Source organism: Thalassolituus sp. UBA675 (assembly GCF_002297765.1).
GTDB lineage: Bacteria > Pseudomonadota > Gammaproteobacteria > Pseudomonadales > Oceanobacteraceae > Thalassolituus.
On the sequence record NZ_DBNJ01000026.1, the window covers coordinates 65,953 to 80,356 of the forward strand.

Annotated in this window: 12 protein-coding genes; 5 read left to right on the forward strand and 7 right to left on the reverse strand. The window is 50.6% G+C overall.

The genetic code is table 11. The features are described from left to right. Window positions 1–133: 133 nt before the first annotated feature. On the reverse strand, window positions 134–667 hold the full coding sequence (gene sufT, locus B3007_RS10990) for a putative Fe-S cluster assembly protein SufT (protein ID WP_068441277.1): 534 nt from the start codon (window positions 665–667) through the stop codon (window positions 134–136). Window positions 668–850: 183 nt separating this feature from the next. Between sufT and B3007_RS10995 the strand changes: the two genes are divergently transcribed. After that, complete coding sequence (locus B3007_RS10995; RefSeq protein WP_301377549.1) at window positions 851–2,281, forward strand: rhomboid family intramembrane serine protease; 1,431 nt, start codon at window positions 851–853, stop codon at window positions 2,279–2,281. Between the two features lie 222 nt (window positions 2,282–2,503). Next, on the forward strand, window positions 2,504–3,628 hold the full coding sequence (locus B3007_RS11000; RefSeq protein WP_297532225.1) for a DUF4013 domain-containing protein: 1,125 nt from the start codon (window positions 2,504–2,506) through the stop codon (window positions 3,626–3,628). Between the two features lie 21 nt (window positions 3,629–3,649). Here the strand turns inward: B3007_RS11000 and B3007_RS11005 are convergent, their stop codons facing one another. From B3007_RS11005 to sufB, 5 genes are all read right to left on the reverse strand, one after another. Then, on the reverse strand, window positions 3,650–4,009 hold the full coding sequence (locus B3007_RS11005) for a HesB/IscA family protein (RefSeq protein WP_068434652.1): 360 nt from the start codon (window positions 4,007–4,009) through the stop codon (window positions 3,650–3,652). 12 nt (window positions 4,010–4,021) lie between these two features. After that, complete coding sequence (locus B3007_RS11010; RefSeq protein ID WP_068441271.1) at window positions 4,022–5,245, reverse strand: aminotransferase class V-fold PLP-dependent enzyme; 1,224 nt, start codon at window positions 5,243–5,245, stop codon at window positions 4,022–4,024. A gap of 2 nt (window positions 5,246–5,247) precedes the next feature. Further along, the gene (sufD, locus tag B3007_RS11015; protein WP_297532222.1) at window positions 5,248–6,564 is read right to left on the reverse strand and encodes a Fe-S cluster assembly protein SufD; all 1,317 of its coding nucleotides are present in this window, start codon (window positions 6,562–6,564) and stop codon (window positions 5,248–5,250) included. A gap of 1 nt (window position 6,565) precedes the next feature. After that, window positions 6,566–7,327, reverse strand: a complete 762-nt coding sequence (gene sufC / locus B3007_RS11020) for a Fe-S cluster assembly ATPase SufC (protein WP_068441265.1) — start codon at window positions 7,325–7,327, stop codon at window positions 6,566–6,568. A gap of 338 nt (window positions 7,328–7,665) precedes the next feature. Beyond that, window positions 7,666–9,111, reverse strand: a complete 1,446-nt coding sequence (gene sufB, locus B3007_RS11025; protein ID WP_076515938.1) for a Fe-S cluster assembly protein SufB — start codon at window positions 9,109–9,111, stop codon at window positions 7,666–7,668. Between the two features lie 242 nt (window positions 9,112–9,353). Between sufB and B3007_RS11030 the strand changes: the two genes are divergently transcribed. From B3007_RS11030 to tcdA, 3 genes are all read left to right on the forward strand, one after another. Then, on the forward strand, window positions 9,354–9,821 hold the full coding sequence (locus B3007_RS11030; protein ID WP_297532218.1) for an SUF system Fe-S cluster assembly regulator: 468 nt from the start codon (window positions 9,354–9,356) through the stop codon (window positions 9,819–9,821). A gap of 209 nt (window positions 9,822–10,030) precedes the next feature. Then, window positions 10,031–11,326: a sensor domain-containing diguanylate cyclase gene (locus tag B3007_RS11035; protein WP_301391464.1), complete on the forward strand. Its 1,296-nt coding sequence runs from the start codon at window positions 10,031–10,033 to the stop codon at window positions 11,324–11,326. Between the two features lie 138 nt (window positions 11,327–11,464). Continuing rightward, complete coding sequence (gene tcdA / locus B3007_RS11040; protein ID WP_301377545.1) at window positions 11,465–12,271, forward strand: tRNA cyclic N6-threonylcarbamoyladenosine(37) synthase TcdA; 807 nt, start codon at window positions 11,465–11,467, stop codon at window positions 12,269–12,271. A gap of 10 nt (window positions 12,272–12,281) precedes the next feature. Here tcdA and B3007_RS11045 read toward each other — a convergent pair whose 3' ends face one another. After that, entirely contained in the window at window positions 12,282–14,252 is a 1,971-nt protein-coding gene (locus B3007_RS11045) for a RecQ family ATP-dependent DNA helicase (protein ID WP_301377543.1), read from the reverse strand. Window positions 14,253–14,404 lie beyond the last annotated feature (152 nt).

Sequence of the window (14,404 nt, forward strand, 5' to 3'; positions counted from 1 at the left end):
GGGCCAGACGGCCACTTTTTATTGCTATTTTATTTTTATTATTACTAATGCATCGGCAATGTTGCCAAACTGGTAACATCATATCCGGCCATTGTTGAAATAGCCAGTTTACCGCGAACGACTGGTCAGAGAGTCAGAAGAAGAGTCCGGCCTCAAGTTGGGCTTCTTCGGTCATCATGTCGCGGCTCCAGGGCGGGTCAAAGACCAGTTCAACATTGACAGAAGCGACATTAGGAACTTTTGCGACACGGTATTTCACATCAGAAACCAGAACGGGCCCCATACCGCAGGTAGGGGCTGTCAGTGTCATGCGGATATTGACGTCGGTACCCTCGATATCGATACCGTAGATCAGCCCGAGATCGAGAAGGTTGATCGGAATTTCAGGATCGAAGATGGTGCGAAGAGCCTGCTCAATCTGTTCTTTGTGAACCTGACCGTCACCTGGGTCATCGAAGGTGATGCTCTCAGACTCAAGCCCAAGCGCAGCCGCATCTGTACCATCGACGCGCATCATATTGCCGTTCACCGTCACCGTATAATTACCACCCAATGCCTGATTGATGGTGACGAAGGTACCGGCGCTGATTGTCGTCGGCGTGCCGGACGGCACCATGCGAGCAGGACAATTATCGTTGGCAACCACCATTCGACGTTCAATAGACATGGATTCAACCTGTGATCTGGATAAAACGCGTATTCTAACAGGATTGGCGATACTTTATTCACTCAGTTAGCACACGGGAACTGAGTTTGTAGAGTTGTCCGACGAGGGGAAGCAGTTTAAGCTGGCAGAGTTTACAGGGTGGTGGGCTGGAGCCCTGCCACGAGCGACAAGGACAGCTACTACATGATTATCCTTCCCGTTGAGCGGCGCCTGAACTGGAGTCACCCGCCGATTGTTCTGATCGGTATCATCCTTCTGAATATCCTCGTATTTTTTCTCTATCAGAGCGGCGATACCGAACGTTATATCAAGGCAATTACTGCGTACAACGAGTCGGGGTACCTTGAAGATGAATGGCCACACTACCAGACTTATCTGGAACAACAGGGCGACATTGAGCACCTCGAAGAGCTGCGGGCATATCATGAAGACGACATGATTTTTCCGGTCGCAACTGCGGTTGTGACAGACAGGGGGTTCTATAAATACCTTGAAGCGAACGGCCCCTCGTTGTTTTACCCGAGCTTTTATTACGAGTGGGTTGATCGCCGCTCTGAGATCAATGAGCAGATAGACAGTATCAGTAGTGTGCGTTTTGGTGTGAAGCCGAACGACCTCTCGGTGATTGACCTTTTCATGTATCAGTTTCTCCACGGTGATTTTATGCACCTGATGGGGAACATGATGTTTCTGATGATTTGTGGCTTTGTCGTTGAAGCCGTTCTCGGGCACCTGTCTTTTCTTGGGCTGTATCTGCTCGGCGGTATTGTGGCTGGTATTTCACATGCAGCGGTGGATTTCACTTCAGAACAACCTTTGGTCGGTGCTTCGGGCTCATTGTCGGCGGTAATGGCAATGTATCTGATTATTTATCGATGGCAGACTATTCGCTTCTTTTATTGGTTCTATTTGATCGTTGGTTACTTCCGGGCACCAGCGATGATTCTTCTGCCGGTGTATATCGGCAAAGAGCTGATCAGCTTTTATTCAGACCCTGACAGTAACGTCGCCTTTATGGCTCATGCTGGTGGTTTTGTTGCTGGTGCATTGTCTGTTGGGGCGCTGGCTCTGATTCGCCCTGAGTTACTTAAATTCGAATACATCGAAACGCCTGAAGATGATACCGAACCTTATCGTCAGCAACTTGCGGAGATATACGCTGCCATTGAGAAGTATCGCTTTGATACTGCTCAGCATCGTATAGAGCAGGCAATTGCGACCTATGGTGAGGAGTTTGAATTACTGCTACTTCAGTACAACCTGCTTAAATTACGCAGGAATAAGACCTGGCTTGCGAGCCTGAAAAAAGTTCTGCGCTACGAAGATACCTCAGACGAAGAATTAATCCGCCAACGCGATATATGGGCAGATATCCGGCCCTACCTTAAGCATATTGACTCAGAAACGCTGGCGATCTGTGGCTCAAATTTTTCTCACTTAGAGGATCTCAGTTTCTCAGAAGAGATCTTTTCTCTATTGAAAAAGCGCAATGCAAAGCCATCTGAATTGAGCCGGGTGGCGACCAGCCTGGCCAAAGCGCACAGTCGCCAGAATCGGGCAGATAAACAGCAATACTATGTCAGCGTTGCTGAACAACTGGCGATGGGGGCATAAATGAAGTACTGCAAATATCATCCTACCGAAGCCGCCACCTGGCACTGTACTCATTGCGACTGTCAGGTATGCGATACCTGCACCCAGGAGTCTGAAAGGGGGGAGGACCGCTACTGCTGCAAATGTGGCGCGACGCTCGAGTCACTGGGATCTGCGTATACGGCTGAACCCTTCTGGGAACGACTCTCTGAAACTTTCCGGTATCCGCTCACTGTACCGGTTATGACTCTGATAATTGTACTGTCCGCTATCAGCGGTGTTCTGTTCTTTGTGCCTATCGTAGGTGCTGTGGCAGGATTGATCTCGGCGGGTATTCTCACCAAGTACAGCTTTCAATGCCTGGAAGAGACGGCCGCGGGAAATATGTCTCCGCCCGACCTGAGCGAAGCCTTCTCGGGTGGCATCGTGATTATTTTCAAAATGATTGGTTTAATTATCCTGATTACCGCAGGTGGGATCGGCTCATACCATTATTTGGGTGCAGGGATTACCGGGCTACTCGGAGCCTTGGTTGTTCTCAGTATTCCGGCCTTTCTTATTAACTTTGCGTTAACAGATCGCGTACTGGCGTCGTTTGCGCCACCGAATATATTACGTATCGTCAGTGCTGTTGGTTTACCGTACGGTATTCTGATTGGCCTTCTTTTATTGATGAGTTCGTCTGTGGGTTTGCTTTCTTACATGGTCTTCTCTGGATTCGAGTGGGCGAGCATGATTCTGCAATCAGTCATTTCTAATTTCTATATGGTGGTTATCTTTCACCTCCTCGGCTACGTGGTTTTCCAGTATCAGGAAAAGCTTGGTTTTTACGCGCGAGCGCAGACGGGGGATGCTCCGATATATCGGAGCGAAGTAGAGCGTAGCCGGGCGAAGATCAGTGTTCTGATCAAAGAAGGCGACTATGAGGGCGTCAATCGCTTATATAAGAAAACACTGGATCGTCATGGGCAGGACCTGTCGCTCAATGATGAATACTTCGAGTTCCTAACGGCTACCGGAAACAAAGAAGATCTGCTTGAGTTTGCCGACGACTATATGGCTTACAAGCTACATAAAGGACACCAGGCCCAGCTTAAGCGAATTTATAACCAGACCCGCAGTGTGGTTCCCGACTTTAAACCGACAAGTCACGAAGTTCGTTTCACTCTCGCGCAGGATTACGCATCCTTTGGGGATTACCCAGCCGTAATTCGACTGGTGAATGGTATGCATCAGGACTGCTCAGATAATCAGCTATTGATTAAAGCCTATTCGTTGATGCATGAAGCGCTACAGGCGCTTGAAAAAGAAGAGATGGCGTCACGGTGTAAGAAACTGCTTAACCGGCTGGAGGCTCAAGCCGTTTAAGCAGGGCAGCTCAACTGAGCCTCAGACGCTGAAACTTTCACCGCAGCCACACAGGTCTTTGGCATTCGGGTTATTGAAGGTAATGGTGCTGTTCAGGCCTTCTTTGGTGAAGTCGATCACCGTGCCACGGACATAGGCACGGGCGTCTGCTGCAACGTAAAGGGTCACGTCGTCGGCTACCTGAATCGCATCGTCTTCTGACTTTTCATCATCAACGAATTCGACATCATATTTAAAGCCTGAACAGCCACTCTTTTTGACTGCAAGGCGAATACCTTTCATGTCTGGGTTTTTGCTCAGCTGCTTACGCACGTGTGCAATCGCTGCCTCCGTCATGGAGACTTCTGCTTTAGCATTTGGATCATAAGTCTCAATATTCATAGCCGGATCACCTTAGAGTAAAAACATTCTGGCTTTTTCAAGGCCAGCAAACAGGCGCTCAACATCGTCCATGGTGTTATAAAAACTGAACGAGGCACGAACTGTACCCGGCACCTTAAACTGGTTCATCAATGGCATCGCACAGTGATGGCCAGTGCGAACGGCAATGCCTTGCTGGTCGAGCAGAGTCCCGACGTCAGCAGGGTGTGCACCATCCAACAGGAAGCTGAATACGCTCGCTTTATGTGGTGCAGTACCGATTTTACGGATACCGCCAATCTCGTCGGCCAGTTCGTTGGCACGTACGAGCAGCGCATTCTCGTGTTGCTCAAGTGCTGCACGGTCCACGCCATTCAGATAACTAACCGCGGCAGCCAAACCGATGGCCCCAGCAATGTTGGGGGTGCCTGCTTCAAATTTAAAGGGCAGAACATTGTAGGTTGTACCATCGAAAGAGCAGTGCTCAATCATTTCACCTCCGCCTTGATAAGGCGGCATGGCATTCAGCAGTTCTTCTTTGCCGTACAGCACACCGATACCAGTCGGGCCGAACAGCTTATGACCAGAGAAGGCGTAGAAGTCGACATCGAGTGCCTGCACATCGACATCCCAGTGGGCAACGGCCTGGGCACCATCAACCAGTACTTTGGCACCTACATCGTGAGACATCTTAATAATGTCAGCGACGGGATTAATCGTGCCTAATGCGTTGGACACATGAACAACGCCCACTAGTTTTACCTTATCGTTGAGCATGGAAGTAAACGCTTCCATATCCAACTCGCCATTATCTTTTACCGGAATAGGACGAAGTGTTGCACCTGTCTGCTCACACAGCATCTGCCACGGAACGATGTTCGAGTGGTGCTCCATGCCTGACACGAGAATTTCGTCACCGGCCTTGATGTTCTGACGGCCCCAGGTCGCAGCAACCAGATTAATCGACTCGGTTGTGCCACGGGTCCAGACGACTTCTTCTGACTTGTTCGCGTTTAGAAACGCCTGCAGGGTTTTGCGTGCGTCTTCAAACTGTTGCGTAGCGCGATCACTCAGAGTGTGAGCGCCACGGTGAACATTCGAATTATTCAGGCGATAATAATCACTCAGCGCATCAATAACGCATTGCGGCTTTTGAGTGGTCGCGCCGTTATCGAGGTAAACCAGCGGCTTGCCGTTCACTTCCTGATGAAGTGCCGGGAATTGTGCACGGATGTCGTTAATCAGCGCCTGAGTCATTCTTACAGCTCTCCAGAGAGTTGAGCGGACAGATCGTCATCTCGACCAAAGCGTTTTGCCAACTGAGGGCGTAGCCAAAGGCCCAGCGCTTCATCGTTCAGACCATTCAGCAGTTCATTGATAAAACCAAAGCTCAGCATCACTTCAGCATCGGCGGCGCTGATACCACGGCTTTGCAGATAGAAGCGGGCTTTTTCTTCAAGCTGAGCGACGGTGGCACCGTGTGCACACTGAACGTCATCAGCGTAGATCTCAAGCTCAGGCTTGGTGTTGATCTCGGCGGTGTTTGTCAGCAGCAGGTTTTTGTTGCTCAGTTCAGCCAGCGTTTTCTGGGCATCCGGATGAATATGAATACGGCCGTTAAAAGTTGCTTTGGCTTTATCATTCATAATGCCGCGGAACACTTCGTCGGTCGTACAGTGCGCTGCTTTGTGCTCAACGCAGGTATGAAAATCAATGACCTGTTTGTTCTGCGGAACATAGACACCGTTCATTTCGCAGTGCGAACCGCCAACATTATGGTTCACGATAATGTCATTGCGGGTGAGGGCAGAACCCAGACCTAAATGAAAACCTTCGTAACGCGAATCACGCTGCAGATCGATAAAGGTACCGCCAATATGAAATGCAGACTCTGCCATCAGTTGCATGCGGTAATGCACCAGTTTGGCGTTATCGCCAACGCGGATTTCAGTAACCGCATTGGTGAAATTATTCTGCTTACCATCGACAGTATCGTCACCTGTATAGTGCTCGATGACAGTCGCTTCAGAACCCTGCTCGAGAGCGATCAATAAACGCGTATTAACGGTAAAAGGTGCATCGCCTACGGTGTTGGCGTAGACAATGTGCAGCGGGTGCTCGAGGCGTTGGTTCTTCTCGACCAGAACAAACAAGCCATCGTTAATGCTGGCGTCATTGAGGTCGGCAAACAAATGTCCGCGCTCACCTTTTACATTGCCTAATAGTTCACGAATGGCTTCCTGCTGTTCCGGGCGAGCGTCACGGAAACGAACGACCAGCTCGAGTGCAGCAGCGTCTGATGCGGAAGTATCCAGCTCGCCGTTAGCAACTACAAGGCGATTAGCCTGAAGACCCGGAACAACCGGTGCATGCGCCTGAGCGTGCGGAGCACTGTTGGCAAAGCCGGTTTCAGTCAGGTTATACAGTGAGGTGTATTTCCAGTCTTCGGTTTTACGTGTAGGCACAGTGGCTTCAGCGAAGGCCTGTTGGCCGCGCTCATTTGTTGATTCGAGCCATGCCAGTGGGCTGATGCCTTTTGCAAGTTCAAGCTGCTGGGCAATAAATTCAGCGGCCATATCACTCAGCTCCGTTTTCGTTACCGTTTTCCAGCCAGCCGTAGCCTTTTTCTTCCAGCTCCAGCGCCAGTTCTTTACCGCCGGATTTCACGATGCGGCCATTCGCCAGAACGTGAACATAGTCTGGCACGATATAGTCGAGCAGACGCTGGTAGTGGGTAACTACGATAAAGCTGCGGTTAGCATCGCGCATTGCGTTCACACCATCAGCGACCACCTGTAGGGCATCGATATCCAGACCGGAGTCGGTTTCATCGAGGATGCACAGGCTTGGTTCCAGCAGCATCATCTGCATCAGCTCGTTACGCTTTTTCTCACCACCAGAAAAACCTTCGTTAACGCCACGCTTGAGGAAGCTCTGATCGAGGTTGACGGCTTTGCATTTTTCACGAGCAAGTTTTAAAAACTGAACAGAATCCAGCGCAGGCTTGCCTTGCTGCTCACGTACTGCATCAACAGAGGCTTTCAGGAATTCGAGGTTAGAAACACCCGGAATTTCAACCGGATACTGGAATGCCAGAAACAGACCTTCGCGTGCGCGCTCTTCAGGATCAAGATCGAGAATATCCTTGCCGTTCAGAGTGGCGGAACCACCAGTCACTTCGTAGCCTTCACGACCCGCCAGTACGTTACCCAGGGTACTTTTACCGGCACCGTTCGGACCCATAATGGCGTGTACTTCACCCGGGCCGATGTTCAGGTTCAGGCCTTTGAGAATTTCTTTTTCTTCAACGCTGGCCTTGAGGTCTTTAATCTCGATCATTTCTTTAACCTTTTGTCTGGTGGCAGACGGTTAGTGTTCAATTTTCAAATTTTGATTTGTGATTTCTTTCGGGAGACCGGAAGAAGATCGGCTGGTCGCGGTAAATACATCCCTGTACGCTCGGCTGTGCCATCCATGGCACAGACGCCAGCCTCAACTTCTTCCGATCTCCCTTACTATTCGTTCACCCCAAAGGGCGTTCGCTTGACTACAGTTCTGGGCGTCATGAGCGAATGGAGTGCAAGGCAAAACCGAGTGAAGAAGCGCAGTTTACAAGTAGTAAATGAGCATTCTGAGCGAGGTTTTAACACCGCAATCCAGAGCGCAGTAGGCCAGAATTAGCCGACAGAGCCTTCCAGAGAAATCTCCAGGAGCTTTCCTGCCTCCACGGCAAACTCCATCGGCAACTCTTTAAATACTTCTTTACAGAACCCGTTAACAATCATGGATACCGCTTTCTCGGTATCGATGCCGCGCTGCTGACACAGGAACAACTGATCATCGCTTACGGTCGATGTCGTTGCTTCGTGTTCTACTACAGCACTTGGGTGCTTGCTCTCAATATATGGGAAGGTATGAGCACCACACTTATCGCCTAAGAGCAGAGAATCGCACTGAGTGAAGTTACGTGCACCTTCCGCCATTGGACCCATTCGCACTAAGCCGCGATAAGCATTCTGACTTTTACCCGCAGAAATACCTTTCGAAATAATGGTCGACTTAGTGTTCTTGCCCATGTGAATCATCTTGGTGCCGGTGTCGGCTTGCTGATAATTATTGGTCAGGGCAACGGAATAAAATTCGCCAATGCTGTTGTCGCCTTTCAGCACACAGCTTGGGTACTTCCAGGTGACGGCAGAACCGGTTTCAACCTGAGTCCAGCTGACTTTGGCGTTGGTGTGAGCAACGGCACGCTTGGTCACGAAGTTGTAGATACCGCCTTTGCCGTTTTCATCGCCTGGATACCAGTTCTGCACCGTACTGTACTTAATTTCAGCACCATCAAGAGCGACCAGCTCTACAACGGCTGCGTGCAGCTGGTTTTCATCACGCATCGGTGCAGTACAGCCTTCGAGGTAACTGACGTACGAACCTTCATCGGCGACAATTAAAGTACGCTCAAACTGGCCGGTCATGGCTTCGTTGATACGGAAATACGTAGACAGTTCCATCGGGCAGCGAACCCCTTTCGGGATATACACAAAGGAACCATCGGAGAACACGGCGCAGTTCAGTGCTGCAAAGAAGTTATCGCGCTGAGGTACAACAGAGCCCATGTACTTCTTGATCAGCTCTGGGTACTCGTGAACGGCTTCTGAAATCGGCATAAAGATAACGCCAGCTTCTTCCAGCTTTTCGCGGAATGTAGTCGCGACGGATACTGAGTCGAACACGGCATCAACGGCAACGCCCGCAAGTGCCATTTGCTCGTGCAGTGGGATACCCAACTTGTTGTAGGTTTCCAGCAGCTCTGGGTCGACTTCATCAAGCGATTTTGGTTTGTCTTCCATGCTCTTAGGCGCAGAGTAGTAAGACACGCCCTGATAATCGATTTCAGGGTAACCCAGGTGCGCCCAATCAGGCTCTTCCATGGTCAGCCATTCGCGGTAGGCTTTTAAGCGCCACTCAGTCAGCCACTCGGGTTCGCCTTTTTTAGCTGAAATAAAGCGCACCACATCTTCATCCAGCCCTGGTGGCAGGGTCTCGGACTCAATGTTAGTGACGAAGCCGGCTTTGTATTCACGGGCTTTGATCTGGCTTTCAATTTCAGCGTTGGTGGCCATAGCTACTTCTCTCGCATCGCATCATAGGTGCATCGGGTACATCATTATCGAGCGCAGTCTACCAGAACTGACGCCAATAACTGAGTATTTTACTCAGGTACTCTCTGTCTGTACAGAAAGAATACCAAGTTGGTATGCTTTGTGTCAGGATTGTATCAAAGCCCATGAATGCTGACGAATCGACAATGATTCTCAATCGGGTTCTAAGAAAAACACGGCGGCCTGATCCACAGGAAAGACAGATGCTCAGAATCGGCAAACTCACAGATTACGGAATCGTGGTGCTTAATCACTTGGCGGCGCAGGGCGCGGTTCAGCAGTCGGTGGATGACATTTCATCGACCACTGGTCTCAACGTTCCGACCGTACGCAAAGTGATGAAGGCACTGGTCGATAGCGGACTTGTGAACGCCCGTCGTGGTGCCAAAGGCGGTTATCGCATCGCCCGGTCACCTGCACAGATCAGCGTTCGCGATGTAGTTGAAGCCTTCGAAGGCCCGATTGCTCTGACGGAGTGCTCTCAGGACCATCATGTCTGCGATATCACCGATACCTGTAATCTCTCAGACGGCTGGGGTGGGATAAACCAGCTGATTATGCAGATGATGGGGCGAATTTCTCTCGAAGACGTCCGTAACCCTCAGATCGTCGATCAGTTGTACCGGCAGTTGCTGGATGACGGGCCAAGGATTCAGTTGGTGAATTTGTAGGGGCGCCATCTTTTCAAGCAAGTGTGCGGAATTGAGTTAGGCAATCTGGGCCACTGAAAACTGTAGTCAGGTCTGAGTCAGTAGCAGTCAGATAGACTCCTGCTATAGTTGAACGTACGTGTTATCTACAATCCATCTCACATTGGACTTGTGAGTCTGAACTAGTGCAGGAAAGCATTTTTCAGCGTCGCCGAGGTCGTTGCTCAACCGTGGTAAATCTCAGTCAGTATGGTCATCTGGTTCATATCGAGACCATTGAAGAATTTAAGCTTTACGAACTGATACCCAACGTTGTTTGGGTGTTCGATATCGATAAGCACGGTTGGTGGTGGGGCAACTCAGCAGCGGTTGCCTTCTGGGGGCTGGATTCGGTGCAAGCACTGATCGACAAAGATCTGTCAGGTGATACTCAGGGCGCGCGTGACCGTACGTTGCAAACCTTTGAGCTCGCGGTGCGCGAAGGCCTTACCGTTGACCCCTGGACAACCTATCCGAACGGTAAACCTAAGACGTTGTTGATGATGCACCGGGCAGTGCTGTTGGGGCCAGACCGACATCGAGGCATCATTGCCTACATCAATGAACAGGTGAACATGGGGGAGCAGCCCGAAAATCTGCTCTTGATGGAGGCGATGCGCTATACGCGGGTGCCTGCAACTACCTTCACCCTGGATGGTACACCCGTGGTAGAAAGCCCTGCGGCAACCGATGCTTATAACTATATCCATAGCCAGTCTTTAGCAGCAGATATCTCTCCTTTCGTTGCCCGCTTTGCTGATCCAGCCGAGGGGCGGGATTGTCTTAAGCGGGTGCAGGCTGGAGAAGAAGGCCGCTGGGACTACATCATGCAAACCGCCAATGGGCCGCGCCGCCATAGCCTGGATATTCGCTGTACCCGCCATCCATTGAACGGGGATTTCCTGTTTCTGGTGGTCGAGTATGATTTCACCGAATTGTATGAGGCGCTGGAAGAGGTCGAGTCAGCGCGCTCGAGGCTGCATGATATTGCGATGAAGGATGCTCTTACGGGTGTACATAGCCTGCACTACATGCAGGAGGCCGCCGACGCTGAACTCGCTCATGCCGCCCTTGATAAACAGCCACTCTGGCTGATGTTTATTGATCTGGATGGCTTCAAAGCAATCAACGACAACTTCAGCCACAGTGCCGGTGATGAGGTGTTGCGTGAAGTGGCCAGACGCTTACAGGAGGTTATTTGTGAGAGCGACCTGCTGGCCCGGATTGGTGGAGACGAGTATGTACTGCTGTCTCACGCCAGCTCGAGAGCAGATTCTGAAGGAATGGCCCAGCGTATTCTGGATTGCCTGAAAGAGCCAATATCGGTTGAGGGCGCCCAGGCCCGGGTCAGCGCCAGTATCGGCATTGCTAACTTCCCTGACGATGGGGAGGATCTCGAATCATTGCTTAAAGCCGCAGATGCCGCCATGTACCGGGTAAAGAAAGACGGAAAGAACGATTTTGCTTTTGTTCCATCCGAAGATTGATCCCATCTGTTAGAGCGAGGACCTACGAATCTATTGCCGTAACGGCCGAAGGGTTCGAAGTACTGACGCTCAGGGAAGAAGAGAGTCGGCAGTTAAGCTGATATAATCTTCCCACGTTTTTGATCTCTGAGTTCCATAATGTCTTCTTCGATGAGTCCATCCTACCTCGACCGTTTCGGCGGTATTGGCCGTTTATACGGTGCAGACGGCTTGCAACGCCTGCACGATGCGCACGTCTGCGTGATAGGCATTGGTGGTGTCGGTAGTTGGGCAGCTGAGGCTCTGGCGCGTTCGGGCGTTGGTAAGATCACTCTGATCGACATGGACGATATCTGTGTCACCAACACCAATCGACAGATTCACGCCATGACCAGCTCGGTCGGTAAGCTCAAGTGCGAAGCGGTTGCTGAGCGTTTAAAAGACATTAATCCTGAGATCGATGTCGATGCTCGTATGGCGTTTGTCACGGCTTCGAATCTGGAAGAGCAGATCACGCCGGATATGGATTACGTGATCGATTGCATCGATAGTGTAAAGAATAAAGCCGCGCTGATTGCCTTCTGTAAGCGTCGCAAGATTCGTATCGTTACCACGGGGGCGGCTGGTGGTCAGACGGACCCGACGCAGATTCAGGTCGGTGATCTGAATAAAACCTTCAATGATCCTCTTGCGCGTAAAGTACGCTCTTTGCTACGTCGTGAATACGGTTTTTCGCGTAACGCATCGCGTAACTATTCTGTGCCTTGTGTCTTTTCAACCGAACAGCTGGTGTACCCAAACAGCGACGGCACTGTGTGTCAGACCAAAGCTTTTGCTGGCGAAAGCACCCGCCTCGACTGCAATAGCGGTTTTGGCTCCGCGACTATGGTGACGGGTACTTTTGGTTTTGTCGCAGCATCACGGGTGATTCGCCGCATTGCGGATAATGCCGGGAAGAAGCCTTAATTTTTTCAAATTAAGTCAGAGTTTTTAAAACATCCGCATACGGCACTTGCTCAAGTTCTGCGTAATTCGCAAGTTTCTTCGCTTTCACTTTGGTTAGCCACGGGCTCGCCATACCACTTAAAAAACGGGTCTGGGTTTCAGGCTCGGGCAGCTGATTAAACATCGTTTGATACGCTTGATTAAACTCAGACAGCATCCCCTTAATAACAGAAGCATCTGGTGCAGAAGCCACACTGTTCTGAGGCCATGACTGCCATTTACCTATACAGACGGAACAGTGTCCGCAGTCCTGCGTCATTGAGTGATCGTTAAAATACACAGCCAGTTGCCGGCTGAGACACTGCTGTGATTGAAACAGGCTCACCATATTGTGCAGGCGTTGAATATCACTGTTCTGATGAGCCATAAAGCTCTGGTGCAGTTCATCGGCAATGGCGTCGGTCTCGGATACTTGCCAAGGCTTTACCTCATACACCTCGGTCATCTGCTTTATTTCGAGCGTTAACCATTGCTGCTCAGCACAATATTCTAAGGCTTTCACTGCACGCGAGCGCGCATCCGGTCCAAGGCTCTGAATTAGTGCATCCATATCCAGGCTGTACCAGGTGCGACCTTTTTTACTGTGATTTAACAGCGTCTGAATAAACGTCTGTCGCTCGCCACTGAACTGAGCGAGCAGGGCGCTTTCGGATTCTGGCTTAAAACGGTATTCGGCATAGTAGCTGTAGAGCGGAGTGATTCGCCCGGCCATTTCTAAATGTACGAGTAAGGTTTTTAATGGCAGTGGGCGGATATCCGTCTGGTTCGACAGTGGCTGCATCATGGTTTCCCAACGGCCAGAGCCATTACTGTTTACAGCGGTATCTGTGCTGATGGTGGTGAGTAAACGCTTAATCGCCCCGAGGGTTGGCGTATCGCCGTAGGTGAAATTTTCAAGTATGGTTAAACCACTTAAATCGGCGAGCAATACACAGTCGGAGGGATTCCGGTCACGCCCGGCGCGGCCGATTTCCTGACTGTAGTTTTCTATCGATTTTGGTAAGTCATAATGCAGTACCTGACGGATATTGCTTTTGTCGATGCCCATACCAAAGGCAATGGTCGCCACGATGCAGGGCGTCGCCCCTGACATAAAACGCTGCTGAATCTCCTGACGTGTCTCGCTGGCAAGGCCTGCATGATAGGACTCCACCGGCACGGATACCATCTGCTTTAACTGGCTGGCGACTTCGTCGGCGGTGTTTTGCTGTGTAACGTAAATAATACTGCCGAAAGGTTCGCCTTTTTTGATCCGGTGATTTAACCATTGAGCACATTTGTTTATGCGTTCATGTACTGGCGTAGGCTGAACTAATAATCGAAGGTTTGGCCGATAGAAACCGGTACTGATGACATCCTGCTCTACGATATCAAAATGTCGGCGCATGTCTTCTACGACGGGCTGTGTCGCCGTTGCTGTTAAGAGCAAAGATTGCGGGATATTAAATTCGCGACGCCATTGAGGCAGTTTCAGGTAATCCGGGCGGAAGTTGTGCCCCCATTCAGAAATACAGTGCGCTTCATCGACGACCAGTAAAGAGATAGCAACGCCCCGGATAAATTCGCGAAAGCGCTCATTTTTTAAACGCTCCACTGAGATAAAAAGAATCTTTATTTCACCGCTGCGAACGCCTTGTTGTACTGAAGTCAATTCTTCTCGGCTGAGAGTGGAGTCGAGGCTGGCAGCGGCAACGCCTTTGCTGCGCAGAAAAGCCACCTGATCCTGCATCAGTGCCAACAGCGGCGACACCACTAAGGTCAGGTTCGGAAGCAGCAGGGCGGGTAGCTGATAGCAGAGGGACTTACCTGAACCCGTTGGGAAAATTGCCGCAGCAGATCGCCCGGCCAGTATGGCCTCAACAACGGGTTGCTGGCCTTCGCGTAGCTGATCAAAGCCGAAGGTACGTTTAAGTGGCGCTTGCCAGTCAGGAATCGTATTCATCTGTGCATCCTTGCAGAGTTTGTAGTGGATTAACAGTCCACGATAGCGAAGGCAGACGGATCGAGCCAATGGATTCTGGCGTAACCTGCACTGTCGTATTGGGATAGAGAGTTGGTACTCTTTTCTCTGAAATCACATATCAGTCAGGAACT